The following is a 26,992-nucleotide window of genomic DNA, read 5'->3' on the forward strand; positions in this document are numbered from 1 at the left end:
TTTCGACGCCTGATGCCCAGAGCACCGACGCCGGAGGACCCGTGCCGACCATGTCAACCTCCCATTCCCCGCCTTCTTCCGATCCTGCTGAGTCCAGGTGGAAGTCGGTCCTTCACCACGACCTCCCGGCCTCGCTGGTGGTCTTCCTGATCGCAGTACCCCTCTCCCTGGGGATCGCCGCCGCCTCCGGCGCCCCGCTGATCGCCGGTCTGGTGGCCGCGGTGGTCGGTGGTGTCGTCGCCGGAGTGCTCGGCGGCTCCCCCTTGCAGGTCAGCGGTCCGGCCGCCGGCCTGACCGTTGTCGTCGCCGGTCTCGTCAGCCAGTTCGGCTGGGCCGCGACCGCCGGCATCACCTGCGCCGCCGGCCTCGTCCAGATCCTGCTGGGCGTCACCCGGATCGGGCGGCTCGCCCTGTCCCTGTCCCCCGCCGTCGTGCACGGCATGCTCGCGGGCATCGGCGTCACGATCGCCGTCCAGCAGTTGCATGTGGTGCTCGGCGGCAAGGCGCAGAGTTCCTTGATCGCCAACGTGGCCGCGCTCCCCGCGGAGCTCATCGCCCACCACGGTCACTCGGTCGTGGTCGGCGTACTGACCGTCGCCATCGTTCTGGTGTGGCCCAGACTGCCCAAGGTCACGGTGATTCCGGCGCCACTGGTCGCCGTGGTCGCGGTGACCGCACTGGCTGCGGTGTTCATGGTCGACGTCACCCGGGTCGACCTGCCGGACCAGCCCCTGAAGGAGCTGATCCTGCCCACGATCCCCGACGGCACCCCGGTCGAGATCCTGACCGCGGTGCTGACCGTTGCCCTGGTCGCCAGTGTCGAGTCGCTGCTGTCGGCCGTTGCCGTGGACAAGCTTCATCGCGGCAAACGCAGCAACCTGGATCGTGAGCTGATCGGCCAGGGCGCCGCGAACGCGGTGTCCGGCGCACTCGGTGGCATGCCGGTGACCGGCGTGATCGTGCGCAGCTCCACCAATGTCGCGGCCGGCGCGCGGACCCGCGCTTCCGCGATCCTGCATGGCATCTGGATCGCCGCGTTCGTCCTCGCGGCCGGCTCGATGCTCGAACAGATCCCGATGGCCGCACTGGCCGGCGTCCTACTCGTCACCGGGTTGCGTCTGGTGCAACTCGCACACATCCGGACGCTGCGCCGGCACGACGAGTTGCTCGTCTACGTCGTGACCGCGGCGGGCGTCGCCGTACTCGGACTGGCCGAAGGTGTCCTGACCGGTCTGGTGCTCGCGATCGCGCGCGTGCTCTACCGGCTGGCCCGAGCCACCGTCATCGCGACCGAAGAGGACGGGCTATGGACCGTGCGGATCCGCGGCACGCTCGTGTTCCTCGGCGTCGCGTCATTGGTACGCGCACTGCGGTCGATTCCGACCGGTGCGCGGGTCCGGGTCGACCTGCACGTCGACCATCTCGACCATGCGGCGTACGAAGCGATCGAGGACTGGCGACGGGGACACATCGCGCGCGGCGGCTCGGTCGAGCTCAACCGCGCGGCGTTCCGGGCCGTGATGCACTCCGACCCGGCCCGGCGGATGCTGCCCTGGCAACCCCAGGTCATCCCCGCGCCCGACCACCGGGTCTCGATGCTCGACGGCATCCGCGCGTTCGAGGCCGCGGCCGACGAGATCCGGCCGATGCTGGCCAAGCTCGCGGCGGACGGGCAGCGGCCGGCCCACCTGTTCATCACCTGTGCGGACTCGCGGATCGTGCCGACGATGATCACCACCAGCGGTCCGGGCGATCAGTTCTGCGTGCGGAACATCGGGAATCTCGTTCCGCCGAAGGGCTCGAACAGCAACTCCGTCGACGCTGCGATCGAGTACGCCGTCGAGGTGCTCGGCGTGCGGTCGATCGTGGTCTGCGGACACTCGCACTGCGGCGCCGCGGCGGCCGCACTGGAGGCCAACGTGCCCGCGGGGTCAGGCCTGCAGAACTGGCTGCGCCACCTCGAACCGTCGGTCCGGCGAGCGGTCGGGCTGCCGGACATCGTCGACCCGGCGACCGGGGTGAAACTCTCCCCGGCCGACAAGCTGTCCGTCGCGAACGTCGGCGTACAACTGGCGAACCTGCGCAGCTTCGCGTGTGTTCGCCAGGCCGAGGCCGAAGGCCGGCTCGAGCTGATCGGGTTGTGGTTCGACATCGGCGCGGCGGCGGCGCGGCTGGTGCTCGAGCGCGAGCCCTACCTGGTCCGCGCCGACGAGGAACTCGCCGCCTCAGGCACACGCTGATCCAACCCACGGACGTCGGCGGGGCCCGGCATTCTTAGTTTGGGCACCCGCCGTACGTCAAAGATCAGGAGCAGCGGTAGCGCGAGGCTGATCGCGACCAGGCCGTCGAGCCAGTAATGGTTGGCGGTCACGACGACGACCGTGAACGTGAGCAGTGGGTGCGCGATCCACAGCCACCGCCAGCGTGAGTGGGTCGCCCGGATCAGGAACACCGCGACCATGAACGCCCAGCCGACGTGCAGACTCGGCATCGCGGCGAACTGGTTCGCCACTCCTGAGTCGGTGCTCGGTCCGTACACGGACTGCCCGAGCAGTACGCCGGTGTCCACCCAGCCCGGCATCATCCGCGGCGGTGCGAGCGGGAAGAACATGTGCCCGATCAACGCCAGCCCGGTCAGCGACGCGAGCGCCCAGCGCGCCTTTCCGTACTCGGCCGGGCGCCGGATCATCAACCAGAGCAGTACGGCCGCGGTCAGCGGGAAGTGCACGCTGGCGTAGAACACGTTGGCGATGTCAGCCAAACCGTGGATCCGCAACGCCTGCCGCTGCACGGTCGCCTCGCTCGGCAGGCCCAGCCAGTTCTCCCACCGGATCAGCTCGTCGGCGTGTCTGTACGCCGATCCCGTGTGATCCGCGGACAGGAACCGGCCGAGGTTGTAGGCCCCGAACAGCACTGCCAGCAATGCAATCTCGCGCACGATCCGCCAGATCCCGCGATGAGTTGTGGCCGCCGGGAGCGGCTGTCCCACGCGCTCCAGAGTCATCTGCGCCACGTCGACCCCCACATCAAACCGAACGCTCGTTCTCTGAACATCCACCCTGCGCCGCGGACCGTCCCGAAATCAAGAACGGTCATTCGTTTTCCACTGTGATCCTTGGCACTCTTTCAAATTATCGCAACCTGCTGATAGTTGCGAACCATATGAACCAACTCACACAAAGGAAAGAACCCCCCTCGCTTCGCTCGGGGCGGCGGGGGTTTCGGAGGACGGTGGTGGTGTGGGGCCGGGAGGCTGCCTGAATGGTGACGGTGTTCATCCGGTGGACGTGGATGCGGGCGGTCCTGCACAACGGGTGGTGGTTGGTCACCAGCGTTTATCTGGTGGCGGATGCCGGCCTCTCGCCTGCCGAGCTCGTGCTGATCGGGTCGGTGCAGGGGGTGTTCGCGCTGGTTTGCGAGATCCCGGCGGGCGTCTTCGCCGATACCGTCAGCCGGAAGTGGTCCCTGGTGATCTCGCAGCTCCTGATGGGTACGGCGATGCTCACCACCGGACTGTTCGAGTCGTTCCCCGCCCTCGTCGCGACCCAGGTGCTGTGGGGGATCTCGTGGACGTTCGCGAGTGGTTCGGACGTCGCCTGGATCACCGACGAACTCGACCAGCCGGACCAGATCACGGCCGTTCTCGCCCGTGCCGCCCGCGCTCAGCTGACCGGCGCCGCGACCGGGCTGATCGTTCTCGGCCTGCTCGCCTGGGCGACCCGCCGCGACCTCACCATCGTCATCGCCGGCGCCGCGATGATGTCACTCGCGCTCTACGTCGCTCTCCGCTTCACCGAGCACAACTTCGTCCCGATCCGGACCGCCCGCTGGTCGGCGTCCTGGACCACGTTCCGCCGCGGTCTCACGCTCGTACGGCGGAGTCGCGCGATCCTCCTCATCTTCGCGGCCACGTTCCTGGTCAACGGCGCCTCGGACGCGGCCGGCCGGCTCACCCAGAAGCAGCTCCTCGACCTCGGGCTGCCCAGCGATCCCGATCCGATCGTGTGGTTCACCGCCCTCGGCGTGATCGGCCTGATCGTCGGCGCGATCGCGCTTCGCCTGGTGACCCACCGGATCGACGGCGCCCACGCCCGGACGGACTACGCGCTGGCGGCCGTGGCCGGCGTACTCAGCATGCTCATGCTCGCCTTCGCCCGCGACCCGGTCGTCGGCGCGATCGCCGTCGTACTGCTCGCCGGCATCGTCACCCCACTCACGCGAGTGATCAGCACGATCTGGGTCAACGCGCGGACGACCGCGGATGTCCGCGCCACCACGCACTCGTTCCTGGCCCAACTCGAGTATCTCGGCGAAATCATCTGCGGCCTCACCATCGCCGCCATCGCCCGCCTGACCACGCTTCCGCTGGCCCTCACCGCCTGCGCGGCCCTCTTCGCGGCAACCGCCGTACTCATGCGTCAGCCGACCAAGGCCGAGTCCGCCGTGTAGGTATTGCAGGCACCGGGCCCGGCCAGCTGATGGTGGCTTGGGTGGGGCCGGCCTCGACCTGCAGGATTGCGTTGGTCGGCAGAGCGTCGTACGTCGGTTGGTCGACGACGATCACGGGAGTCGCCAGGTCGTAGAGCTCGCGGGCGATCAGGGCGCCGAGGGGGATGATCGGGTCGGGGCGGGCCAGGATGACGGCGGCGGGGGCGGTGCGTGCGCGGATCTGCTCGGCGAGGACGCTGGACGACGAGCTGGAGCCGCGCCCGGATTCCATCATCAGGATTCGGCCGGCCAGGATCGCACCGCATTGCGGGTGATGCGCGTCGACGATGCGGCCGTGCTCGTCGGTGCCGCCCCAGAAGGACAGCGGCGCGGTGAGGCGGATCGGGTCGCCGGATGCCGTGCCGGGGTGAAGAGTGCGGGCCGAAACGATCATGCGTCGAGCACCACCTGTCCGGCCCGGGCGGACGCGACGCATTCCTCGAGCGACCCCAGAACGGCCGACACGTTGATGTTGCCGGGGGCATAGTGCGCCCACTTGCCCGAGTTCGTCATCACGTTCTTCCAACCGGGCGACAGGATCGACGTCACGTAGGTGCAGGTGTCGACCACCACAGTCACCCCCGCGGCCTCGAGGACCTGCAGTATGCCGGTCTCCTCCGCGCGTGCTCGCGTCACCCGGCCAGTCGACAGGTAGAACGGCACCTTCAACGCAGGCCCGCTTCCAACGAGTTCCGCCAGTCGGGCACATTCGGCGTACGACGCATGCGGCGTACCGACGCTGATCGCATCGAGCTCGCCCGAGGAGAACGTCGACAACGACCGTCGCACCTCGCGCAGTGTGGTGAGGTCGACCTCGCGGACCGGCAGGCCGGACACCTCCGTCGGCGCCTCCGGCGTGACCCCCACAGCGTGGAACAGCGCGACTCCTCCAGCCGAAGCAGCCGCCGCCCCGAGAGCCTTCAGCCTGTCCTCGCTCACGTCCGCCGGAATCCCCAGCAGCACAGGGATTCCGGCACCGACCACCGAGCCGACGTGATGCCCGAGCAGCGGGTACGCCAGCTCCGACTCCAGGAACCTGCCCAACGGACGGCAGTCGAACACCACGGTCCCCCGCCGTGCCTCGGTCGTCTGGAGTCCGGCGTACGGCGCTCGCCCGGTGATGGCGGCGCAGATGTCGAGGAAGTCGCCGTACCGGTCGGTCCGCGCGCCGAGCACGGAGTTCGCGAACACGATCGCGTTCGACTCCGCCCACGCGACGTGCTCACCGAGCCCGGGACGGTTCGGCAGCTGGTACGGCGCACACGTGAAGCTCGGCGTACACCCGAGCGCGACGTAGGCCGACATCAGCTCACGACCCGCGTCCGCGAGGTCACGGTCACGGACCAGCTCGGGATGCAGGAGATCCAGCGAGCCGACGTTGAGCGTGGTCGGGACGCGCACCTTGGCGCCGAGGTCGACCAGCCGGTGCGCGAAGTCGAGGCTGACCTGACCGTGGTACAGGCACGAGTCGACGTGCGCGGAGGTGATCTCGACCAGCCGGGGTGCCTCGGAGATCTGCGCCAGGCTGACGATCACGCGCATCGCGAGCGCGACGCCGTCTCCCTCCTGACCGCCGAGCATCGCTTCTTCCTCGGCGGTCAGGTGGAGGCTTTGCATGCCTTGAAACTAGACCTTCATTCGGCGAGAGGAGACGAGGGCCCCGGACTCGAAGCCGTCGGCACGCAGGAGCTGGCCGGGGGTGACCTCGAGGATGTCGATGCTGAGCGGCACCCCGGTCAGGTCCTCGGAGCTGATCGGCCGGTCGTCGAGGTAGATGTCGACCCGATCGATGCCCTGGACATCGATCTCGACGATGAGCGTCGTACCGCTGAAGGACGTCTTCAGGTCGAGCCGGCGGACCGGCATCGCCGCGAGCAGCGCACCAGCCCGGTTCAGCAGGTCGACGTTGCCGTCGAGCAGGTCGGCACGGGTGATCCGGTGGGTCTCCGTCGGCTTGACCCCGAGGTCCTCGACCGGCGTGCCGGACAGGTCGCCGACGCGCAAGGTGCGCCGGATCGCGACCCGCATGTTCGCCCCGTTCGGCAGGGCGACGTACGGCGAGGTCTCGTCGGGTGGCGGTGGTTCGTTCAGCAACGCGGCGAGCAACCCGTGGGTCCACACGTTCGCGCCGCCCGCGCCGGTGTTGTCGTCGACGCCGAGGATCGTGCCGATGGCGTGGTCGGCGAACCCGGCGGCGAAGATGTCGGTCGCCGAGTACACCCGGGCGTCGGTGATCAGCACCACCGGGCCGTGGTACGTCTGACCGATGTCGTTCGCGCCGTCCTCCGGAGTGATCGCCTTCGCGGCCGAGTACGGTGATCCGGTCTCGGTGGCCAGGTCGAGCGAGCCGAACCACGGACCGAGGTCGATGCCGGCCGGGTTGTCCTGGTGCCGGCGGCAGATCCTGAGGTTGAGCGGCGTACTGATGAACTGCACCGGCTCCGGCGAGATGTGCCGCGGCGTCATCGTCTGCAGGGTGAACTCGCTGGCGTAGATGTGCCCGCCGCCGTTGTCGCGGACATCCACGATCAGGCCGTTCTGCGGCAGCAGGCCGGCCAGCCGGATGAACTCGTCCCGGAACGCGACCGGGTCCTGCACGCTGAACGTGAAGATGCGCAGATGCCCGAAGGTCCCGGACGGGGTGCTGACCTGGCGGGCCCGGAAGACGCCGGGCATCGTGGTCGGGACGTCGGCCCCGCTGACCGCGGCCGGGGTGCTCAGCTCGGCGGAGCTCTGGCCGCGTTCCAGGTCGACGACGTCGCGGACGTACAGCGCCTTCTTCGCGCGCGCCTTCTCGTCGGAGTCCAGGTCCAGACCCATCAACGCGGACGCCTCGCTGATCGCGTCCAGGTCCGTCATCGGCGGGAGGTTGGTGGTGACCTTCCACTGCTCACGCAGTTCCTGCTTTGAGCCGTCGAGACCGATGTAGGACAGCGTCACCCAGTCCTCGTCCGGCGGTGCCTGGATCACCAGCGGGCGCAGCGTGAGCGACTCCAGGCCGCGGGCCAGGTTGGCCGCGTCGTTGCTGCCGGCGAACACGGCGCCGTTCAACGCGACAGCGCGAGCGATCGGCGTACCGTTCCAGTGCGTCACCTCGGCCCCCGGTCCGAACTGCGGCGCCGAGTAGCCGGTGATGGTCCGGGTGATCAGGTAGTGCTCGTCACCGGAATCGTCGGAGCACTTCTCGATCATGAACGGCAGGAACGCGATCTTCCCGGCGAACGGCACCGGCAGCAGGTAATTGGTGTGCAGGTCGCGGACCGAGTGGAAGATGCTCGACATCGCGCGGTGGAAGATCCACTCGGCTTCCATCGTGGCGGGGGTCTGGCGTTCCATCCGGGCCCGCATCACGCGCAGGCGCTGCAACGGATTGACCGCGTGCATCGCGACCTTCAGCGGCAGATGCACGTAGTTCTCGCTGAGCAGCAGGAGTGCCTGGTCGACCAGGAGCTTGCGCTGATCGAGGGTCAAGGTGCCCGCCGATTCCAGGAAGTCGGTCAGCGGCACGAGGGCGGCCTGTTCCGTCACGGCCGTCGACGTAGGGGTTCTGGTCGTACTCGCGACGGATGCGCGGGCGGCGCGTTTCGTCCCCGTCGCCGTCTTCGCCGGCTCCCGCCGGGCGGTGGTCTTCTTCGCTGCGGATGTCTTCTTCGCGGCGGTGGTCTTCTTCGCTGTGGTGGTTTTCTTGACTGCGGTCTTCCTTGGTGCGGCGGTCTTCTTCGCCGCGGTCGTCTTCCCCGTGCCCTTCATGCTGCGTGGCTGAGACATGACTCCCCCAATACAGCGCCCCTCCCCGGGTCGCGATCTCTCAACCGTCGTCCGCGCACCCGGTGATGTCAACGGTCAGTGGTTGACCGCCCGGCTGCAAGGATGGGCGGGTGAGTGAGTTCTGGGACAGCATCACGTCGGCACAGGCGGATCCATCGCTGCGGGTGGTGATCGGTACGGGCGTCGTCGCCCTGCTGCTGATCGCGTGGCGACCGTTCTGGCGGTTGACACGGCAGGTCGTGACGATCGCCCACGAAGGCGCGCACGGTCTGATCGCCGCACTGGTCGGACGCAAGCTGGCCGGGATTCGCTTGCATTCGGACACGTCCGGAGTCACCGTGTCGCGCGGCCATCCGACCGGTCCGGGGATGATCGCCGTACTGCTCGCCGGCTATCCCGGTCCCGCCCTCTTCGGCCTCGCCGCCGCGTTCGTACTGAGCCGTGGGTACCCCGTTGCCTTGCTCTGGGGACTGTTGGTCGCGCTGGTGATCCTGCTGCTCCAGATCCGCAATCTCTACGGGCTTTGGTCGGTCGTGGTCTTCGGTGCGGTGGTCTTCGGGGTGACGTGGTGGGGTTCACCGTCGGTCCAGTCCGCGTTCGCTCAACTGCTTACGTGGTTCCTTCTGCTGGCTGCGCCGCGCGCCGTACTGGAGTTGCAGCACTCACGGCGTGGTGGGCAGGGGCGGAGTTCGGACGCGGATCAGCTTCGGCGGCTTACCGGCGTACCGGCGGTGATGTGGGTCGGCGTGTTCGGACTGGTAACGCTTGGGTGTTTGGCGCTTGGCGTGGTGTGGTCCGGGGTGCTGCCGGGCTAGACCGGTGGTGGCAGGGTCACACCGAAGCCGGTGAGTGCCAGGCGGAGCAGGACTTGTCCTGGCCTGAGCAGGTCGGCAACCTTCGCGGCGCTCAACAACTCCAGCTCCGCCAGACGTTGTGCGTAGGTGCCTTGCACACGTGCCTTCTGCAGTTCGATGGTGTTGTGCCAGACCTTCTGCCGGGACTCGCGCAAGAACCGTCGTGAGGACAAGCGGTTGAGCGGCGTCAGCACCTGATCGAGCAGACTCTTCGGCCCGGTGGCCGCAAGCTCGCCGTCCTCCGCACCCACCCGCTCGGCCAGGACACCGTCGATCCGCTCATGGTCTCGTCGCCGCCGATCCATCAGGAACGGATCCAGGAAGTCGTCGTCGCTGATGACGGCCAGCAGCGCCTGCGGCAGGTCGTAGTTGACGTGCGCATTGATGCCGAGCAGCACATGCGCCAGCCCGGGCAGGTCCGCCGACGCATCGAACGCCAACCGCCAGGGCCGGGGGACACCGCCTCCGTTGAGGTCCGCATCATGGGCGTGCAGGTACAGCTCGGCGAACTTCACGTCCCAGTCCTCGACCCAGTCCGGGTCCTCGAAGCGGGCCCGGTCGATCGCTGCCCCGACCGCCTGCGTCGTCCGCAGGTAGGTCCCGAGGAAGACCCGGCGGTGCGCGAGTCCGTCCGGCAGATCGTCCATTCGCTGCCGCATCCGCGCGACCACACCGGCTATCGGACTACCATCGTTCATCGGATCTCCTCAGGGGGAGGGATCATGCGGGGCACCAGAACAAGTCCACTGTCCTTCGACCCAGTGGTCGTCGGCAACCGTGAAACCGACGCCTGGGCGTCCTACTACCGGCACGAGTGGCGGCGGTTCATGGTCGCATCAGTCGGAATGGTCGCGGCCGGATTCGGGATGTCACCGCGCCGGACCCTGGCCGGAGCCTGGTACGTGCTGCGGGCCAACCAGATGTGGTCGCCGTTCCCGGACAACCAGCCGGATGCGGCCCGCGCGTACATGCGCCGCTTCTACGAGCTCGTCCGAGACTCGGATGGACTCCTGTTCGACCCGGCGCGGGCCGCCTGGCTGGAGGTCGAGTGGTGGCGGGTCCATCGGGCCAACCAGCACGACGAGTCGGTCACCGAGGAGCAGCTCGAGAACGCGCTGATCGATCTGTACGCGTATGTGTACGACGGCGGCGATCGCGAGGCGATGCGCTCGGCGGCGCGCAAACGGGTCGAGGCGATGTTGCTGTCCGACCGCTGGGTCCAGGCCGGGCGCCGGCTCGACGATCCGCTGCTCGCGGAGGAGCGGCGCGCACTGGTCGCGTCGTACGCCGCCCTCCGCGCTGCGGTGGAGCCAGTGGTCAGCCGCGACCCCCGATGATCGGGCGGTCGCGCTGCGCGACGCCGGGGCCGCCGTACGGGTAGTCCGCCGCACCGGGATCGCTGGCCCGGTCGAGCTTGTCGGTCTCGTCCGCGGTCAGGTGCAGGTCCGCGGCGGCGAGGTTGTCGTCGAGCTGTTCCAGCGTGCGGGCGCCGAGGATCACCGACGTCATCGCCGGGCGGTCGACGAGCCAGGCGAGAGCGACCTGCGCCATCGAGATGCCACGAGCTTCCGCGATCTCCCGGACCGCGCCGACCACGTCGCGCACGCGCTGGTTCTGGCTGCGGCGATGCCACGACTCGACACCGCGATCCGGGTTCTCGCCGAGCCGGGTGGCGCCGGTCGGCAGCTCGTCGAAGGAGTACTTCCCGGTCAGCCAGCCGCCGCCGAGCGGCGACCACGGCAACAGGCCTAGTCCGTTCTCCTGCGCGGCCGGGACGATCTCCCACTCGATCTCACGGACCAGCAGGTTGTACTGCGGCTGCAGCGTGACGAGCGGCGACCAGCCACGGTGGGCGATCAGGTCGCACGCCTTCTGCAGCTGCCACCCGGTGAAGTTCGACAGGCCGCCGTACGAGATCTTCCCGGCGCGGACGGCGTCCTCCAGGAAGCTGAGCGTCTCCTCGAGCGGCGTGACCGGATCCCACGCGTGCAGCTGGTAGAGGTCGATGTGATCGACGCCGAGGCGGCTCAGCGACGCCTCCAGAGCGCGGCGGAGGTGGCGGCGCGACGTACCGACGTCGTTGGGTCCGTCGCCGGTCGGGAACCGGCCCTTGGTGGCGAGTACGACGCTGTCGCGCGCGGAACTCTTCGCCAGCCAGCGACCGACGATGTCCTCGGACACGCCGGCCGTGTAGACGTCAGCGGTGTCGATGAAATTGCCGCCGGCTTCGACGTACCGGTCCAGCTGCGCGTGCGAGCCGGGCTCGTCAGTCTCGTTGCCGAACGTCATGGTGCCGAGCGCGTACGTCGAGACGACGGCGCCACTCGTACCGAGAGTGCGGTATTCCACGGTTGCTCCCTCTCATAGAACTGTCCGTGTTGAAGACTACGGTGGCCGTCATGAAGACAAGTGAACTGCTCATCGACGCACACAGCCGGATCCAGGAGGTCGTGCACGACGTCGTGGAGGGTCTCGACGACAAGACGCTCGCGACCCGGCCCGGGGACACGGCCAACTCGATCGCGTGGCTGGTCTGGCACCTGACCCGGGTCCAGGACGACCACCTCGCCGACGCCGGCGGGTATGAGCAGGTCCACACCGCGGACGGCTGGCACGAGCGGCTCGGGCTGCCCCTCGACGCGGCCGACACCGGGTATGCGCACTCCTCGGACCAGGTGGCGCTGGTCCAGCTCTCGGCCGAGCAACTGCTCGGGTACTACGACGCCGTGCACGCGCGCACGGTGGAGTTCCTGAAGACGGTCACCGATGAGGGTCTCGACCGGATCGTCGACCGCCGGTGGAACCCGCCGGTCACGCTCGGCGTGCGGCTGGTCAGCGTGATCGACGACTGCGCCCAGCACTCCGGTCAGGCGGCGTACGTGAAGGGTCTGCTCAGCTAGCTGAGGGTGGTTTCCCACAGGGAGGTGCCGGCGATCAGGTAGAGCTTGTGGTTCGGCAGCAGGACCGCGTCGGTGACCTGCCCCTCCGGGCCTTGCGACTCCTGCGTGGTCCAGTGACCATCCTGGCCCGTCAGCACCTTCACCTTGTTGTCCTGAGCAACGATCTGGACGACCTTGTCGCCGTCGACGACCGGCGGCGGCAGCTTGTCCTTGTCGCCCACCGGGATCGCCGGGACGTCCTTGAGCCGCGTGGCCTGGCCGGTGTGGTCCAGCTGCCAGATCGCGAGCTTCCCGTCGACGTACCCGGAGATGACGCAATCCTTGTCGCAGGTCGCGGTGTTCGCCTGACTGCGGTTGCCTGGGTCCGGAAGCGCGATCCGGGACCAGCCCTGGTTGAGCTTGGTGGATCGCCAGACGGCTGCCTCCTGGGCGACCACATTCGGCGCGAGGCGGACCTGGGAGCCGACCAGGACGATGCTCTCGCCGAGCGTCGTACCGAAGCCGGGGCCGACCAGGAGGGACGGCGTACTCTGCAGGGCGGTCTTGGCCGGATTCTGCCGGGTCCACTTGGCGTCGCCCTGCGGTAGCCACACCATGGCGTCGTTGCCGGTCTCCACACCGCCCCACGAACCGAGCAGCGCCCGGCCGCTCGGGGTGATGACCGCGCTGTACAGGTCACCCGCGGTTTGGCCGCCGAACGTGAAGAAGTCCTGCGGACGCTCGATGAGTCCGGTCTGGGGCGTCCCGGTCCACACCGTCCAGCGCGTGTTGGAGTGCGCGCCGCCGGCCGCTCCCCCGAGGGCGAGCAACTGCTTGCCGTCATACGCGATCGAGTACCAGATGGCTTCGAAGGCGTAGGGGCTCGCGGGGTTCGGTCTGACCGCGATCGGCGTGCGTTTGTCTCCGTCGAGCAGGAGGAGCTCCGGGACGACCTTGGCGCCACGGTGTCGCAGGCCCACGAGCAGTTGGTCGCCGTGTTCCGTGAGTACGACGGGCTCCGCCGTACCGACGTCGACCTTCGACCACGCGACCGCCGGCGGTGCTGCCGGGGACTTGTCATTCGTGCAGGCTGCGAGGGCCGCTAGCAGGAGCGCGACCGCGACGACGCGCCGCATCAGCGGTTCTGAGGGAGCTTGGTGGTGGTCTTGCGGCCGGTCCGCGGCGCGGACGGCGGTGGTACAACCGGGCCGATGTCGCCGTCGGGCGCGACGTCGAGGTCGATGATCACCGGCGCATGGTCGCTCGGTCCGGTCCCCTTGCGGGCCTTGCGATCGATCCACGCCGCCTTGACCCGCTCGGCCACCGGATCGGTCGCGAGCATCAGGTCGATCCGCATACCGAGGTCCTGGTGGAACATGCCGGCGCGGTAGTCCCAGTAGCTGAAGACACGCTGGTCGGGCCAGCGATCGCGGACGACGTCGTGCAGCCCCTTGGCGGCCATCAGGTCCGCGAGCGCCTGCCGCTCGGGCGCGGTCACATGCGTCTCACCGACGTACGCCGCTGGGTCGAAGACGTCGGCGTCGGTCGGGGCGATGTTCATGTCGCCACAGACGATCTGGTCGGCCGGACCGGCTGCGATGACGTCTTTCAGCGCTTCGAGCCAGGCCAGCTTGTACTGGTAGTGATCGGAGTCCGGGACGCGACCGTTCGGCACGTAGAGCGAGTGGATCCGGATGCCACCACAGGTCGCCGCGACCGCCCGGGCCTCGGGATTGGGGAATCCCGGCGCTCCTGCCACCCCGGTCGCCACGTCCTCGAGGCCGACCTTGGACAGCAGGGCGACGCCGTTCCACTGCACTTCGCCGTACAGGGCGGTCTCGTAACCGCGTTCCGCCAGCTCGTCGCCGAGCAGCGCGGTGAACGCGTCGTCGGCCAGCTTCGTCTCCTGCAGGCACACCACGTCGGGCTGCCGCTCATCCAGCCAGCCCAACAACCGGGGCATCCGCTGCTTGACCGAGTTCACATTCCAGGTAGCCACTCGCACTGGATCACGGTAAACCCAGCAACGGACCATTTCAGCCCAGTTTGGGAGCCCGCCAGACCAATGTGTTGAGGAGATCCTCCTCCGGGCGCTCGACGCTGTTGTTGTGGCGCGGTTTGTCCTTACGGCCCCACGCGTCGTCACCGAGCCACGGCGGTACGCCGAACGGCAGGTCGCGCGGCGGGATCGGCGCGTAGTCGGTCTCGAGGAACTTCGGGCCGTAGTTCGGTACGGCGGGATCTCCGTCGAGGTCCGGGGTGACGACGGCCCGCAACTCGGTCACGGCCTGCCGCCAACTGTCGACCAGGGCCTGTGGATCGCGGCTGGACGGATGCGGCACCTCGAAGATCGGCAGGTTCGGCTTGTCGTCCCAGAGCCGCACTGCGGACCGTGCCTGCGCCCCGAACGCGACGATCGCCTGCAACTCCGGCCCGGTGATCATCCGCAGCAGCGTGTTGCGCCAGTCCAACTGGTCCGGCCGGGACAGCAGCGGCGCGGCTTGCATGGCGCGCGAGGGCCGCAGTGCGTACGCGTAGGCGTTGACGAGCGCGTAGCTCTGGGTCAGGCCGAGCTTCGTCAGGAATCCCTGCACGCGTTGACCCGCGTCGCCGACCAGCGTGCGTCCGGCGACGCGTTCGGTCGGTCCGGGATCGGACGCGATCGCGAGCAACCGGGCGGTGCGGTTCAGCCGGCCGCGATAGAACACCGGCCCCCAGTCGTACCAGAACAATTCCCGATAGTCCGCATAACTGGGCACTTTCGCGAAGTGCCGCGCCACCAGGGCGGGCGGGCCGGGATCGAAGTCAGCCATCGAAATACCTCCCCCTCGACGATGCGTGACTTACGCTCGTGAACAGGGCGGCAATGGGGATTGTACGGGAGGGAAAGCCATGTTCGTACTGCGTGGAACCGTGGTGACGATGCGGCCGGACGGGCAGGTGCTTCCGAAAGGCGCGGTCTATGTCGGCGACGACGGCCTGATCGCGGCGGTCACGCCGATCGACGCAGAACCGCCGGGTTTCGAGAACGCCGCGCGGATCACGGCGGGTGGGCTGATCTTTCCCGGGCTGATCGATCTACACAATCATTTGATGTACAACAGCCTGCCCTTGTGGACCGAGCCTTCGCGCAAGGTTCCGTGGACCTCGCACAACCAGTGGGGGCGGGCGCCGACGTACAGCGCGCAGATCAGCCAGCCGGCCCGGCTGCTCGGTGCGGCCGCCGGCCGAGCCTTGCTGAGGTACGTCGAGACGCGGGCGATCGTCGGCGGTACGACGTCGATCCAGGGCAACCCGCGGGGCGCCGTACCGCCGGACAACGACCTGATCCGGAACGTCGACTCCGAGAAACTCGGCACCCATGACGACTTCATCCGGGTCAGCACACTGGTTGCCGACAGCAAGGAAGCGCTGGCGCCCTATGCGGAGGCGGTCGAGCTCGGCCGCGGATTCATCGCGCACTCGGCCGAGGGGTCGGATCCGAAACTGCGCTCGGAGTTCGGGTTGCTCGAGCAGGTCGGGGTGGTGAAACCGCAACTGGTGGCGATTCACGGGGGCGCGTTGAACGCTGACGATTTCGCCGCGATGAAGGCGGGGAATTCGAGCCTGGTGTGGTCGCCGTTCTCCAACCTCTGGCTGTACGGCGCGACGGCGGACGTGCGCACCGCTCACGCGGCCGGCGTACGACTGTGCATCGGGTCGGACTGGGGACCGTCGGGGACGCGCAATGTGCTGTGGGAGTTGAAGGTCGCCGACCTGTGGAACAAGGCCGAGTCGGTGTTCACCGATGAGGAATTGGTGCGGATGACAACGTCCAACCCAGGCGAGGCGTTGTCCGGCGTCTGGCCGCATCCGGTCGGACAGCTCGCCCGTGGCGCGCTGGCCGATCTGATCGTCGTACGGCGGTCTGGCACCGACGTCCACCGCAGCCTGATCGAGGCCACCGAGGCGGGCATCCGGCTCGTGGTGGTCGGCGGACGGGCACGCTACGGCCTGCGCTCATTGATGAAACCCCTGGCTCCGTCGGCAACCCAGATCACGGTCGGCAAGCTCTCCCGCAGCATCGACTACGGCGACCCGGCCGTGACGTGGAAGACGGTGATCGCCGAGCTGGAGCAGATCCGCTCCGACCCCTCGGGCGCCGCCAACCGAGCCGCAACGACCTTCGCCGCATTGGCTGACCAAGGCGTGTTCGACGGCCTCGTCTCCGGTGGCGCAGACCCCGCCACCTTCGACACCTTCAGCGCCACGGACGTCGGCGCTGACGGCTTCGTGCTTCTCCCGGACATGCCCGCACCTGAGCTCGACGTCCAGGTCCGCCGCCGCGGCCCGGCCGGCGCCACCCCGGAGGCCGTCACCATCCCACCGCTCGAACCGCTGACCACCGGGACCAGCTGGTTCGACGCGGTCGACGCCAACCCCTTCCACCACGGCCTACTCAGCGGCCTCCGCGCGTACGCCTGAGACATATCACTTGAAGTGTATATACGCCTTCTGTAATACTTCTGGCCATGGATGTGTTCGAGGCGATCGCTGAGCCGAGCCGACGGGAAGTTCTGGACCTCCTCGCCGAGCGGGATCGACCGGCCGGTGAGCTGGTCGCGCACCTGGACCGGCTGACCCAGCCGGCGGTGTCGCGGCATCTGCGGATCCTGCGCGAGGTCGGCCTGGTCGAGGTCCGGCCGGACGGCCGGCGGCGGATCTACGCCCTGCGCGCGGACCGGCTGCTCGAGATCGAGACCTGGATCAGCCAGTACCGCAAGTACTGGCCGCGGCACCTCGACGCCCTCGAGCAGCACCTCGACCAGAAGGAGTCCACCGAATGAGCCTGACCGACCGCTACGGCGACCTGACCATCGACGGCCACCGCGCCACCATGACGTTCCGGCGCCACCTCCCCCATCCGATCGAGGTCGTGTGGGCGGCGCTCACCGATCCGCTCGAACGGAAGGCGTGGTTCGGCGAGACCGTCATCGACGGCCGCACCGGCGGCAGGATCGAGATGATGCCCGACGAGCCACCGGCCGCTCCCGACGCCAAGCGGCTGACCGGGCGAATCCTCGTCTGGGACCCGCCGCACGTCCTCGAGCACGAGTGGCGCCAGCGGATCGTCGAGGACAGCGCCGTCCGCTACGAACTCACCCCCGACGGCGACGGCACGCTGCTCACCTTCACCCACACCGGCCTGTCCGTCACCAACGCCCGCGGCTTCATCCCCGGCACCCACGCCTTCTTCGACCGCCTCGACGCCCACCTCGCCGGCACCGACCTCCCCAACTGGTCGGACCGGTACGCCGAAGTCGCGCCGTCGTACTCGGCCTGGAACTGACTGCTGCAGCAAGTAGTTATCCACATACGGAAAGTCACCCGGTTCCCGGTGGTCTGATCACGGCACTCTCTTTGTCAGGAGAGAGGGGAACGGATGGCTGAACTGGACTGCGAGCCGGCGGATGTGACAGCGCTGGTGGCGTATCTGCGCGACATCGGGCGGCACGAACTACTGACTCTGGAAGAGGTGCACGAGCACTCGTACTGGATCGAGGCAGGATTGCTGGCGGCCGAACGGCTGAGTGACGAACCGGGGCGTCACGATCCGGCCGACCTGCGACAGGTGGTCGCGCTCGGGAAGCAGTCGTGGCGACGGATGATCGAGGGCAACCTGCGACTGGTCGTATCGCTGGCCCGGCGATACACCGGCAAGGGCATCTCGCTCCTGGATCTGATCCAGGAGGGCAACATCGGCCTGATGCGGGCCGTTGAGCGCTTCGACCACCGACTGGGCCACCGGTTCTCGACGTACGCGATCTGGTGGATCCGGCAGTCGATCGGCCGCGCCATCTCTGACCGCTCCCGGCTGGTCCGGATGCCCGCCCAGGCGTACGCCGACGCCTGCCGGATCGCGTCCCTCCGCCACGACCTGACCCAGTCGCTGGGCCGCGAACCAACCACCGCAGACCTGGCCACCGCAAGCGCCCTCACCGTAGCCCGCGTCGAACGCGCCCAGGCCTGGCGAATCCACCCCGAGACCCTGGACCTGGACGACTCCGAGCCAGTCATCGACGACGACGCGATCGTCCTCCGCGCCGCCCTCCGCCGCGACATCGCCCACCACCTCCAATTCCTGGACGACCTCCACCAGTCAGTCCTCCACCACCGCTACGGCCTGGAGGGCCACACCCCCAGCACCCCAGAAGAAGCGGCCACCGCCCTCAACCTCCACCCCGACCAAATCCGAACCCTGGAAAAAGAAGCCCTCCGCCTCCTACGCCGCCGCCCCCACCACCACCTCCGCGACTACGCCGCCTAGCCAGATCGGCCCGGAAGCCCCACCCACAGGCGCGAACCCAACCGCCCGCCTGAATCGAACTGCTCCCGTTCGGTGCTTTGCCTAGCCACCAACGGCAACCCGACCACCAACCTGCAAAGCACCGAACGGGAGCTACCCGCACCAGCCCACCCCGCCCGCGGCAGCAAGCCCACCCACACCGAGATTTGCCCCAACTGGAATGATGAAGACGTGAAACTCCGGCGTAGTTCCTGGCCTCGCGAGCTGACCGAGGCGGTGAACGCAGCCTCCAGACACACCACCCACGGCAACGAACACATCCTCGCCGCCGTGGAACTAACCGACGCCCACTGGGTAGCAGGCACCCGTTCAGCCGTCTACCTCCCAACCGACTCCCCCAACACCGTCCGCCGAGTTGGCTGGGAGAAGATCGAACGCGCCAGCTGGGACTCGGAAGCCTCCGTCCTCACCGTCTTCGAGACCACCGACTTCGGCACCCCGCTCCGCGCGACCGAACTCAAAGTCGACGACCCCGGCCGCTTCGGCCAGCTCCTCCGCGAGCGCGTCGACGCAAGCATCGTCGTCCAACGCCACGTCCCCCTCGCGGGCAAGCGCGGCGTCCGGATCGTCGGCCGCCGCAACCCCGCCACCACCGACGCCGCGGTCACCTGGAACTTCGTTCTGGACAAGGGATTGGAGCCCGACCAGCCCGGCGTACTCGATGCCGCCGAAGCAGCCCTCAAACAGGTCCGCGACGAGTTCGGAATCTGACCCGGAAGCCAGCCTCCAGGCACCCGAATCCCGTTTTTGTAGTTCGCCCCCGGCCTGCTAACCTACTCAGGTCCTCGGGGTTCGGAGGGCAGGTAACACCACCGATCCCGCGTAGCTCAATTGGCAGAGCAGCCGGCTGTTAACCGGCAGGTTACTGGTTCGAGTCCAGTCGCGGGAGCAGCAGACACAAGCATCGACTCAGAGGCCGGCTCCACTGGAGCCGGTCTTTCTCGTACCCCCACATCCGGTGACGCGCCGCTTCAGCAATTTGGCCTAGACCACGTAATCCCGTACCGTCACCCCAGAATCCCGAGGGACTCTTCACGTCACATCCAGTCGGCGACTGGGAAGGGGTCAGGGAGTGAAGAGACGGGGCTGGGCGGGACTGACCGCCGTACTGCTCGTCCTGAGTGGATGCGGTACCGAGACCGCGGCCGGCGGAATCCCCAAGCGCACACCGACCCAGCACGCAACACCCACACGTCGACCGACACCCACCCCGCCACCACGCACCTGCCCCAGCTCGGGGGTGTCGATCTCAGTCGGCGACTTCGACGCGTCGGTGGGCCACCGGGCCGTCATCGCCAGGCTCACCAACTGCCGCTCTGAGCCGATCACCGTCACCGGCTACCCCGACGTGACCGTCCTGGACAGCAAACGCACGACGATGAAGGTGACCGTCACCCACGGCACGTCGTACATGGCCATCGACCCCGGTCCCACCAAGCTCCGCCTACGAAAAGGCGAGTCCGCACAGGCGGCCATCGCGTGGTCCGGCACCGTAGAAATCGGCGGCGACAACCAAACCGGCGCCTACCTCTCCGTCGCACGTGCCAAGCACGAGAAGCCCACAGTCTGGCCAGTAGTCACCGATATCGGCACCACAGCCAAGATCACCCTCACCGCCTGGAGCCTGAAGCGTCCCTGACGCGCCCGCACCGCACGCGGACAAGCCGTCGTACTGCATGAACCAGCAGCACGACGGCGACCCCATCTCAAGGCCGAGCGCCTACTTACCCTTCTTCCGATCGATGGCACGCTGAATACGCTGCTGCGGCTGCCCAGTCAGCTTCGCGATCAACGGCACCCGATACTTGTACGCCGCGATCGCACCCACCACGAGCACGAGGAAAATGAACCAGCCCATCGATCTTCCCTTCGTCCGGACCTACGTCCATCATGCCCGCTCCACCCCAACCACCCCTCAGTCAAACCCCTGACCCGCCCCTGGTTTCCCCCACCCACCAGATACGATCACCCGACACGGGGCGGTAGCTCAGCTGGTTAGAGCAGGGGACTCATAATCCCTGGGTCGCGGGTTCGAGTCCCGCCCGCCCTACCCCGCATCACCGCAGGTCACGGCCACATTCGGCCGTGACCTGCGACAGATCGAGCCCCGTCCGTGACATCTCTCGTGACATGAACGCATGTTGTTAACGTCGCAGCAGGGCTGCATCGGGGAAGCCGCGGGAACGGCCGCCTGGCAACATCACGCCGCTGCCTTCCGGGGCGCTGCGAGTGCGGGTGTACGCCGGCCAAGACCCTGTAACGAAGAAGCCCTTCTACCCTGACATCGACCGTGCCACCCGGCCCGCGGCAGGACCAGGAGGCGGAGAAGCTCAAGACCCGTTTCCTCAACCAGGTCGACGAAGGGCGGAACCCAAAGACCCGCGCCACTGTCGGCCAGCTCATCGTCAAGTACTTCGAGGTTGTCGACGTCGACGTACTGACGTTACGGGGAGGGGATGGATGGCGGTGAATCCCGCCGAGCATGCGAGCAAGCCAGGATTGCCAACGGCCGACCCGCACCCGCCGACCGTTGACGAGGTCGGTCGCCTGCTCACAGAGGCCTGGGAAGAGGACGAGGACTGGGGCGCCTTCCTGTCAACGAAGACAACGACCGGCAATCGCCGCGGGGAGATGTGCGGGCTGCGGTGGAGCGATCGCACGCGCAGGGAAGGCGCCACGTCGGTCCTCAGCGTCCGGCGCTCGATCTTCGTGAACGACGCCGGCCAACTCGAGGAGAAGGACACCAAGACGCACCAACAGCGGCGGATCGTCATGGACCGTGAACCCGACGCAGTCCTCGACGAACATGAAGCACGCTGCCGCCAGCGCGCCGACGAGCTCGGCATCCCGTTCGACCCGAACGGGTACATCTTCTCTTCAGCGCCGGACGGAAGTCGGCCGCTACATCCGGACTCCGTCAGCAAACGCTATGCGAGGCTCGCGAAGCGACTCGGGATCGATACCGAGCTCAAGAACCACCGCCACTACAACGCAACCGAGCTGATCATGGCGGGCTACAACGTGCGCTCCGCCGCTGGCCGCTCGGGTCACTCGGGCGGTGGCACCACGACACTGCGGGTCTACACGGCCTGGTGGTCCGAAGCAGATCAGCGCGCGGCAGGAGCCTCGCCCGTGCGCCTTCCCGCCAGGCCTGCGGCGCGTGACACCAAGGCCTCGAAGCCCGCCGTCCCTGATGTCACGGACGAAGACTTGAAGCCATACGAGCGCATCGCCGCCGATCTCCGTGGCGCGATTGACGCCGGCATTCTGGCTCATGGCGAACCGTTGCCACCGGAGAAGATCCTGGCCGCCCGGTACGGCGTCGCCGCCAGCACGGCCCACCGCGCGGTGGCACTGCTGGTGGCGGCAGGTCTTGTCACCGCGTCCCGCGGGAAGCGTGCGACGGTTGCTACCGGCGACGATCCGCCTTTGGCCTCCGTCACCGAACTCAAGCCGGCATCCCCGTCATAGCGGCAACCTGGGCGAGGCGGCCAACAGGTCGGGGATCAACGAACGGAGCACAGCGTCGAGCGGACGACCTTCTCATTACGAGGAGGACGCTCAGCGTCGCATACGCTCTCTACAAGCGGTTTCGCTAACACGGTCGTCCGCACCACGCCTGGATTTCCCCAGTGGTATCCGTCATTTCGCACCACGATCGGCACCACGGCCGGGCCGTGAGATTCAAAGTTGCTGATCGACCGTCCATCCGGGTCTATGCCGCCTGGCTGCGAGCCGTCTCTGATCTGAGCGTGGAACCCGACTCCCTCGTCCCTGCCTGTCTGCCGCAATCCACACCGCCTGTTAGCAAGTCCGTTAGCGAGATGGGCAGGTTGACCTGCTCATTGCGGGTCCATCCGGCGCCCCGCCGACAGCCGCATGATTCCTGATGCTGAGCGCCGAACAGGCTCAGTGGTCACGGGTTGATGGCTGTTCAGCGTTGTCCGGGGGTCTGTGGGGCCTCAGTGATCGCGAGGAGGCGCATCTCTTGCCTGTCGAGTGATGCCGAACGGCACGATAGCGGTGACCATGATGAGGCCGGCGACTGGCCACAGCCACTGAGGGTTGTCCGGCCAGGCCAGGAGTACGGCCGGAATGGTGAGGGCGATGGCGAGGCCGGCGGCGGCCAAGAGGTCGACAACGCGCTGCCTGGTGGGGCCTTCCCGGGTCTCCGCGTAAGAACCGTCGGGGGCCTCGCCTTGATTGCTCGATGGCCGGGTCTGCGCCCAGTAGGTGATCAGGCTGGCCGCGCGGTCCTGGGCGATCTGGGACTTGTGCAAGGCGAAGGCGGTGCAACGGCGACCATCTCGCCGAATGATGACAACTCCGCGGGAGCCGGACTTGGCCGAAACGACGTTGTCTCTGGCGATTCGGTGAGTCCGCAACCGATTGCGCACAACCAGCTCGTCGGGTGACAGCCAGACCGCGGGCCGTATCGCGCCAAACCACCAGAGCGCCGCGTATATCGCGATCGCCGTGAGCGGGTCGCTGATCGGGTGGTCGTCTTGCATCGCGGTGGAGATCAGGGCGATCGCGCCGGTAGCGACGACTGCCGCTCCCGTGCCGAGCCGGATGGCCAGGCCACCCGCCAACAGCGGCTGGCCGCACCCTCGGCCATTCGCGGTTGCACGTGACGGTCGGTGTTCACTCACGAATCATCGCAGGCATGCGCCTGCGAGCGGGCACCGCCGCGAATCTCTCGGATCCCCCTGCGCGGACACAAGGCAGGCACCGCTGAAGACCTGCAGTACGCATGGGACATATCGTACGACCTGATACGGCGCTGAATGCGGGAAACTCTTGCGAGCGAAGGCATCGTGATCGATGAGCTCGTCTCCTAACACCGCGCCGCCACTCCTGCGCCGTCCCCTAATGCTGCCAAACCCAGGACAACGCGGCGCACGTCAAGAGTCGGCTCGCCGATCCAGTAAGGACGCCGCAGGCGCTCTCGATGTGCGTCGTGGTGACCGTACGATCGAGCGACCGGGGGAAGGGGCTGACCGGTCGTCCGCCTGCGGGCTGGGTCATTCAGCCGGGTGAAGGGACGCGCGGCAGATCCTGCGGCTGCAGGTCCGGGCGCAGACGGACAAAGCGCATCCCGTGCCGCACCTGGCCGGCCTGTGTTGCGGCGTCGGCGGTAACCTCGGCCACGACAGTCGGTTCGACCTTGGTCAGTGGCTTCTTGGAGTCGGGGCCGCCCCACCGGTAGGAGGTGATCTCGTCCGGCCAGGGATGACCGCGTCGCGCGGGAGTCAGAACGGCGGCGAGCTGGGCCGACTGCTCGGGTTTGAGGGCGACCGCGCGCCCAATGGTCACCAGCTCGCCGTCGGTGGTGTAGAGGCCAGCGATGATGACCTCAGGGTGGCTGATCGAGCCGAGGACGCCGCCGACGATGACCTCGCGGGTCTCGCGATGTTTGACCTTGATCCAGGCGTCGCGGCGACCGGGGGTATAGCGGGTGGCCGCGCCCTTGACGACCAGTCCCTCGACGCCCATCGCGGCGGGCAGCACCTCGAACCACTCGGTCGCCTCATCGAGGTCGGCGGTGACCGGGGTCAGCTGCAGCGGCGGCACCCAGTCGCCCGCCAGCTGCTCGAGGCGCTGCCGGCGCACCGTCCAGCGTTCGGTGCGCAGATCGACCCCGTTGGCCGCGAGGAGGTCGAACGCGGCAAAAGAGGCGGGTAGCTCGGCGGCCTTCGCGCGGGCCCTCGCGGGGCCGGTGACAAGTCGCTGCTGGAGCGCGTCGAAACTCAGCCGGCCGTCCGCGCCGAGAATGACCAGCTCGCCGTCGAGCACGACGCCGTCCGGCAGCTGCCGCGTCGCGGCGGTGACGATGTCGGGGAACCGGTCACTGATCTCGTGGCGGTTGCGGGTCCACAGCCGCGCCCCATCACCAGAGCGGACGATCGCGACCCGGCTAGTTGACTGAACTCTTTCAGACGACAGTTGGCGTCTCGAGGTGGTATCTGGAGAGGGGTACTGGTGGTCGCTGACTGGGCCGGGTGGTCGAGTACGGGGTTGGTTCGCGGTGGCGGGTGCTGTTCCCGGAACTTGAGCACGTCGTGGCTTCCGGATTCCTTCGCGACCTGGCCGACTCCGACTCGCAGCCGACACGCGATCGGCGGCGCCGATCCAGACAGCGCGGGGCCTACCGCAGCGTCTCTCAGAATTCCGCCTTGGGAATGCAACCAGAAGGAGCGGGCCTCCCGTCTTGAGGGGGACATGGAGAGTGGAGGCGCGGATGGCGGAGCGGGACAAGGCGTTCGTCGAGTTCGTGGAGGCGGCGATTCCGTCGCTACGGAGGACGGCGTACCTGATCGGCGGCGACCGGCACAAGGCGGACGACGTCGTCCAGGAGACGCTCTACAAGGTGTACCTCGCCTGGCCGAAGGTACAACGGGCCGGCAACCCGTTCGCCTACGCCCGCCGGATGCTGGTCAATGTCGCGTACGACGGTGGCCGGCGTCCCTGGCGCCGGGAGGTCACCAGCGCCGAGGTCCCGGAGCACGCCGTCCAGAACGGCGACTTCGCGGCCGGGCACGCTGACCGTGACGAGATGCTCGAAGCGCTGCGAGCACTGGGGCCACGGCAGCGTGCCTGCGTCGTCCTGCGGTACTACGAGGACCTCTCGGTCGAGCAGACCGCGGAGATCCTCGGGTGCTCGGAGGGCACGGTGAAAAGCCAGGCCGCCCGCGGCCTCGAGACTCTCCGCAAGGCCATCGATCGGCGACGGAGTCCGGCGCTGTGAAGGAGAACGAGATGGAAGACACCCGCGAGGTCAGCGCTGAACTACACCGCCTGGCCGACACCGCACCACTGGATCACTTCGACACCGGAACGGTCCTCACCCGAGGCCACCGCGGCCTCCGGCGCCGCCGCCTCCTGGCCGCGGGCGGCGCCATCGCCGGCGTCGCAGCAGCAGCCCTCGCTGTCACCCTCATCCCCAACCTCACCGCCACCGGCAACGACCCCGGCGTGGCCGGCACCCAAACCGAGACCTCCCAGTTCAGCCCGGTCCCGGGTGTCCCCCGCGGCGAGGACGGCGCCGGCCAGCGGATCTCCAAGCAGGAGGCCGAACGCCGCTGCGCGCTGCGGTACCCCGGTACGAAGGGCTCGATGAAGGGAAGCACCGGCTTCCGATCCGTGAGCTCACAGGCCTACATCCATAACATCTCTGCCGGTTCCCCGGTGACCCCGTTCTGCACGATCCCCGGCGGGGACAAACCGTCCGCCGCACTGGTCGCTGCCGCGAAGGCGGATCCGTTCCCGAAGGACGCCGCCGACCAGCTTCGCAACTGCTCGGTGAACGCATGGGTCGACATGACCAAATGGCACATCCTGGTCTCCGACCGTCTGAGTCTGGATAACGAGAAAAACTACCGCGGATTCAACCGCGAACTGCTGATCGCGATCTCACCGTCTGGCAAGACAGCGATCGCCTGCCAGTTGCCGGTGAACGATATCCGAGGCGCCGGCTACGGCTGGGGGGTCACCGCCTTGCGCCTCGACGACCTCGGTACCGACTACCCGCGGCTCCTGTTACCTGACGGGACCCGCGGCAAGGACATCGCCGCGATTCTTCCCGAGGGCACGGACTGCAACGGCAACATCTGCGGCCGGTCGCTGCCCACCGGTTGGGGGCGAGCACCGGCGAACACCGCCAAGATCGTCGTACAGATCGGCTCCGGCCCGAAGTACGAGTCACCGCTCAAGGACGGCTGGTACACCTTCACCGCGCTCGACAAGAACAGCCACTCCAACAACGAGTCGCTGAAGGTCAGAGCGTACGACAAGGACGGAAAGCTCCTCAGCAAGCTCTACCCCGAGAAGTGATCGAGGCGCCGGCCCGGGACTGGCCCGGGCCGGCGTTCTATCAGCGGATGCGACGTTTCAGGGTTGCGATGCCGAGGGTAAGGGCGGCGAGGATGCAGCCCACTCGGTGGTGCAACGGCCATCGCGGCCTCCCAGGCAGTCGGTGACGACGGCACCTTCACCGAGACCCGTATTCGCGCGGGAGATCCTCGACGCGATCGAGGCCCCTGCAGCGCGCGACGCCTCGCTCAGCCCCACCAGTTGAACTCCAGCCCTGCCCCACGCCGGCTTGACTAGTCCAGTGAAGGCTAGTTGACTGACCTCTTCCCCGCTTGACCTCAAGTCAACTTGAGCTACTTCACTGCTCGTATGACCGCAGCAGAGCAGACAGATCAGGCCGACGTCGAGGCGATCAAGCAGGTAGTCGCCACTGTGGAACATGCCCAGCGGAATGAACTCCCAGAGGAGTTCCTCGGCTTGTTCCGGGCCGACGCGATTTGGACGACCGGGGGTGGCAAGCGTCTGTTCGGCCTCGAGGAGATCTCGGCGTTCACCCGTCAGGCCCTACCCGGTGGAATGAAGGGAAAGGGCTTGTCGGTTGCGATGGAGGTGGCACACGTCCTGTTCATCCGCCCTGATGTCGCAGCCGTCAAGGTACGCCAGCAGTACAGCAACCTCGACGGCTCGTTTGTGAACAACCAGGACATCGTCTTCAACGAAGGCACCCCATTGTTCGTCATGGCCAAGGAGGACGGCCAATGGCGCCTAGTGGCCTGCCAGAACACCGAGGTCGTCGAGGGCTCCTAGTCACATGTTGGCGCGCGTCGCGGCGTTCCGCGGGGACT

General features: G+C 67.8%; 28 protein-coding genes and 2 tRNA genes. 18 read left to right on the top strand and 12 right to left on the bottom strand.

Annotated elements, in window-relative coordinates:
* Positions 1–50 precede the first annotated feature (50 nt).
* Entirely contained in the window at positions 51–2,240 is a 2,190-nt protein-coding gene (locus ACZ3HV_RS27340; RefSeq protein ID WP_465688018.1) for a bifunctional SulP family inorganic anion transporter/carbonic anhydrase, read from the top strand.
* Here the strand turns inward: ACZ3HV_RS27340 and ACZ3HV_RS27345 are convergent.
* Entirely contained in the window at positions 2,192–3,004 is an 813-nt protein-coding gene (locus ACZ3HV_RS27345) for a phosphatase PAP2 family protein (protein ID WP_465688020.1), read from the bottom strand. The two genes, ACZ3HV_RS27340 and ACZ3HV_RS27345, sit on opposite strands and share 49 nt — an antisense overlap.
* A 257-nt stretch (positions 3,005–3,261) precedes the next feature.
* Between ACZ3HV_RS27345 and ACZ3HV_RS27350 the strand changes: the two genes are divergently transcribed.
* Positions 3,262–4,449, top strand: a complete 1,188-nt coding sequence (locus ACZ3HV_RS27350; protein WP_465688022.1) for an MFS transporter — start codon at positions 3,262–3,264, stop codon at positions 4,447–4,449.
* On the opposite strand, the gene ACZ3HV_RS27355 is transcribed toward ACZ3HV_RS27350, so the two are convergent.
* Genes ACZ3HV_RS27355 through ACZ3HV_RS27365 form a run of 3 tightly spaced genes read right to left on the bottom strand, consistent with a single transcriptional unit; the run spans position 4,412 to position 8,238 of the window.
* Positions 4,412–4,882, bottom strand: a complete 471-nt coding sequence (locus tag ACZ3HV_RS27355; RefSeq protein WP_465688024.1) for an aconitase X swivel domain-containing protein — start codon at positions 4,880–4,882, stop codon at positions 4,412–4,414. The genes ACZ3HV_RS27350 and ACZ3HV_RS27355 overlap by 38 nt on opposite strands.
* Entirely contained in the window at positions 4,879–6,105 is a 1,227-nt protein-coding gene (locus tag ACZ3HV_RS27360; protein WP_465688026.1) for an aconitase X, read from the bottom strand. Before ACZ3HV_RS27360 ends, ACZ3HV_RS27355 begins: the two co-directional genes overlap by 4 nt.
* 9 nt (positions 6,106–6,114) lie before the next feature.
* Entirely contained in the window at positions 6,115–8,238 is a 2,124-nt protein-coding gene (locus ACZ3HV_RS27365) for a S41 family peptidase (RefSeq protein WP_465688028.1), read from the bottom strand.
* Between the two features lie 128 nt (positions 8,239–8,366).
* Between ACZ3HV_RS27365 and ACZ3HV_RS27370 the strand changes: the two genes are divergently transcribed.
* Positions 8,367–9,071, top strand: a complete 705-nt coding sequence (locus ACZ3HV_RS27370) for a M50 family metallopeptidase (protein ID WP_465688030.1) — start codon at positions 8,367–8,369, stop codon at positions 9,069–9,071.
* Here the strand turns inward: ACZ3HV_RS27370 and ACZ3HV_RS27375 are convergent.
* Positions 9,068–9,808, bottom strand: coding sequence for a DUF5995 family protein (locus ACZ3HV_RS27375; RefSeq protein ID WP_465688031.1), 741 nt, complete (start codon positions 9,806–9,808; stop codon positions 9,068–9,070). The two genes, ACZ3HV_RS27370 and ACZ3HV_RS27375, sit on opposite strands and share 4 nt — an antisense overlap.
* A gap of 24 nt (positions 9,809–9,832) precedes the next feature.
* Here ACZ3HV_RS27375 and ACZ3HV_RS27380 point away from each other — a divergent pair, with 24 nt between their 5' ends.
* Positions 9,833–10,447 (top strand): hypothetical protein, encoded by a 615-nt coding sequence (locus tag ACZ3HV_RS27380; RefSeq protein WP_465688032.1) that lies wholly within the window; start codon positions 9,833–9,835, stop codon positions 10,445–10,447.
* On the opposite strand, the gene ACZ3HV_RS27385 is transcribed toward ACZ3HV_RS27380, so the two are convergent.
* Entirely contained in the window at positions 10,428–11,459 is a 1,032-nt protein-coding gene (locus ACZ3HV_RS27385) for an aldo/keto reductase (protein WP_465688034.1), read from the bottom strand. The genes ACZ3HV_RS27380 and ACZ3HV_RS27385 overlap by 20 nt on opposite strands.
* A gap of 50 nt (positions 11,460–11,509) precedes the next feature.
* Here ACZ3HV_RS27385 and ACZ3HV_RS27390 point away from each other — a divergent pair, with 50 nt between their 5' ends.
* Complete coding sequence (locus ACZ3HV_RS27390) at positions 11,510–12,010, top strand: mycothiol transferase (protein ID WP_465688036.1); 501 nt, start codon at positions 11,510–11,512, stop codon at positions 12,008–12,010.
* Here ACZ3HV_RS27390 and ACZ3HV_RS27395 read toward each other — a convergent pair.
* Genes ACZ3HV_RS27395 through ACZ3HV_RS27405 form a run of 3 tightly spaced genes read right to left on the bottom strand, consistent with a single transcriptional unit; the run spans position 12,007 to position 14,802 of the window.
* Positions 12,007–13,125 carry a hypothetical protein gene (locus ACZ3HV_RS27395; protein ID WP_465688038.1) on the bottom strand — a complete coding sequence of 373 codons (1,119 nt, stop codon included), beginning with the start codon at positions 13,123–13,125 and terminating at the stop codon, positions 12,007–12,009. The two genes, ACZ3HV_RS27390 and ACZ3HV_RS27395, sit on opposite strands and share 4 nt — an antisense overlap.
* Complete coding sequence (locus ACZ3HV_RS27400) at positions 13,125–13,994, bottom strand: exodeoxyribonuclease III (RefSeq protein WP_465688040.1); 870 nt, start codon at positions 13,992–13,994, stop codon at positions 13,125–13,127. Before ACZ3HV_RS27400 ends, ACZ3HV_RS27395 begins: the two co-directional genes overlap by 1 nt.
* Before the next feature lie 31 nt (positions 13,995–14,025).
* A complete protein-coding gene (locus ACZ3HV_RS27405) occupies positions 14,026–14,802 on the bottom strand; it encodes a uracil-DNA glycosylase family protein (protein ID WP_465688042.1) in 777 nt (258 codons plus the stop codon).
* 79 nt (positions 14,803–14,881) lie between these two features.
* On the opposite strand from ACZ3HV_RS27405, the gene ACZ3HV_RS27410 reads away from it, so the two are divergent.
* The 7 genes from ACZ3HV_RS27410 to ACZ3HV_RS27440 all read left to right on the top strand — a co-directional run bounded on the left by ACZ3HV_RS27410 (position 14,882) and on the right by ACZ3HV_RS27440 (position 19,974).
* On the top strand, positions 14,882–16,453 hold the full coding sequence (locus ACZ3HV_RS27410; protein ID WP_465688044.1) for an amidohydrolase family protein: 1,572 nt from the start codon (positions 14,882–14,884) through the stop codon (positions 16,451–16,453).
* Positions 16,454–16,500: 47 nt separating this feature from the next.
* A complete protein-coding gene (locus ACZ3HV_RS27415) occupies positions 16,501–16,815 on the top strand; it encodes an ArsR/SmtB family transcription factor (protein WP_465688046.1) in 315 nt (104 codons plus the stop codon).
* Positions 16,812–17,318 (top strand): SRPBCC family protein, encoded by a 507-nt coding sequence (locus ACZ3HV_RS27420; RefSeq protein ID WP_465688048.1) that lies wholly within the window; start codon positions 16,812–16,814, stop codon positions 17,316–17,318. Before ACZ3HV_RS27415 ends, ACZ3HV_RS27420 begins: the two co-directional genes overlap by 4 nt.
* A gap of 93 nt (positions 17,319–17,411) precedes the next feature.
* Positions 17,412–18,296 (top strand): sigma-70 family RNA polymerase sigma factor, encoded by an 885-nt coding sequence (locus tag ACZ3HV_RS27425; RefSeq protein WP_465688050.1) that lies wholly within the window; start codon positions 17,412–17,414, stop codon positions 18,294–18,296.
* Between the two features lie 210 nt (positions 18,297–18,506).
* Positions 18,507–19,046, top strand: coding sequence for a hypothetical protein (locus ACZ3HV_RS27430; protein WP_465688052.1), 540 nt, complete (start codon positions 18,507–18,509; stop codon positions 19,044–19,046).
* A gap of 105 nt (positions 19,047–19,151) precedes the next feature.
* Positions 19,152–19,224: transfer RNA gene (locus ACZ3HV_RS27435), tRNA-Asn, on the top strand.
* A gap of 183 nt (positions 19,225–19,407) precedes the next feature.
* Entirely contained in the window at positions 19,408–19,974 is a 567-nt protein-coding gene (locus tag ACZ3HV_RS27440; protein ID WP_465688054.1) for a DUF4232 domain-containing protein, read from the top strand.
* An 81-nt stretch (positions 19,975–20,055) separates the two neighbouring features.
* On the opposite strand, the gene ACZ3HV_RS27445 is transcribed toward ACZ3HV_RS27440, so the two are convergent.
* On the bottom strand, positions 20,056–20,193 hold the full coding sequence (locus ACZ3HV_RS27445; RefSeq protein ID WP_360379713.1) for a hypothetical protein: 138 nt from the start codon (positions 20,191–20,193) through the stop codon (positions 20,056–20,058).
* Between the two features lie 118 nt (positions 20,194–20,311).
* On the opposite strand from ACZ3HV_RS27445, the gene ACZ3HV_RS27450 reads away from it, so the two are divergent.
* From ACZ3HV_RS27450 to ACZ3HV_RS27460, 3 genes are all read left to right on the top strand, one after another.
* Positions 20,312–20,385 (top strand) — tRNA-Ile (locus ACZ3HV_RS27450).
* Positions 20,386–20,625: 240 nt separating this feature from the next.
* Positions 20,626–20,805, top strand: a complete 180-nt coding sequence (locus tag ACZ3HV_RS27455; protein ID WP_465688057.1) for a hypothetical protein — start codon at positions 20,626–20,628, stop codon at positions 20,803–20,805.
* The gene (locus tag ACZ3HV_RS27460; protein ID WP_465688059.1) at positions 20,802–21,806 is read left to right on the top strand and encodes a GntR family transcriptional regulator; all 1,005 of its coding nucleotides are present in this window, start codon (positions 20,802–20,804) and stop codon (positions 21,804–21,806) included. Before ACZ3HV_RS27455 ends, ACZ3HV_RS27460 begins: the two co-directional genes overlap by 4 nt.
* Before the next feature lie 491 nt (positions 21,807–22,297).
* Here the strand turns inward: ACZ3HV_RS27460 and ACZ3HV_RS27465 are convergent, their stop codons facing one another.
* Together ACZ3HV_RS27465 and ACZ3HV_RS27470 are read right to left on the bottom strand one after the other, a co-directional pair.
* Positions 22,298–22,927, bottom strand: coding sequence for a hypothetical protein (locus tag ACZ3HV_RS27465; protein ID WP_465688060.1), 630 nt, complete (start codon positions 22,925–22,927; stop codon positions 22,298–22,300).
* Positions 22,928–23,363: 436 nt separating this feature from the next.
* On the bottom strand, positions 23,364–24,449 hold the full coding sequence (locus ACZ3HV_RS27470) for an ATP-dependent DNA ligase (RefSeq protein ID WP_465688062.1): 1,086 nt from the start codon (positions 24,447–24,449) through the stop codon (positions 23,364–23,366).
* 127 nt (positions 24,450–24,576) lie between these two features.
* Here ACZ3HV_RS27470 and ACZ3HV_RS27475 point away from each other — a divergent pair, with 127 nt between their 5' ends.
* From ACZ3HV_RS27475 to ACZ3HV_RS27485, 3 genes are all read left to right on the top strand, one after another.
* Positions 24,577–25,083: a SigE family RNA polymerase sigma factor gene (locus tag ACZ3HV_RS27475; RefSeq protein ID WP_465688064.1), complete on the top strand. Its 507-nt coding sequence runs from the start codon at positions 24,577–24,579 to the stop codon at positions 25,081–25,083.
* An 11-nt stretch (positions 25,084–25,094) separates the two neighbouring features.
* Positions 25,095–26,168 carry a hypothetical protein gene (locus ACZ3HV_RS27480; protein ID WP_465688066.1) on the top strand — a complete coding sequence of 358 codons (1,074 nt, stop codon included), beginning with the start codon at positions 25,095–25,097 and terminating at the stop codon, positions 26,166–26,168.
* 348 nt (positions 26,169–26,516) lie between these two features.
* Positions 26,517–26,954, top strand: coding sequence for an SgcJ/EcaC family oxidoreductase (locus ACZ3HV_RS27485; RefSeq protein ID WP_465688068.1), 438 nt, complete (start codon positions 26,517–26,519; stop codon positions 26,952–26,954).
* The last annotated feature ends 38 nt before the right edge of the window (positions 26,955–26,992 follow it).

It is taken from the genome of Kribbella sp. NPDC020701 (assembly GCF_055562215.1).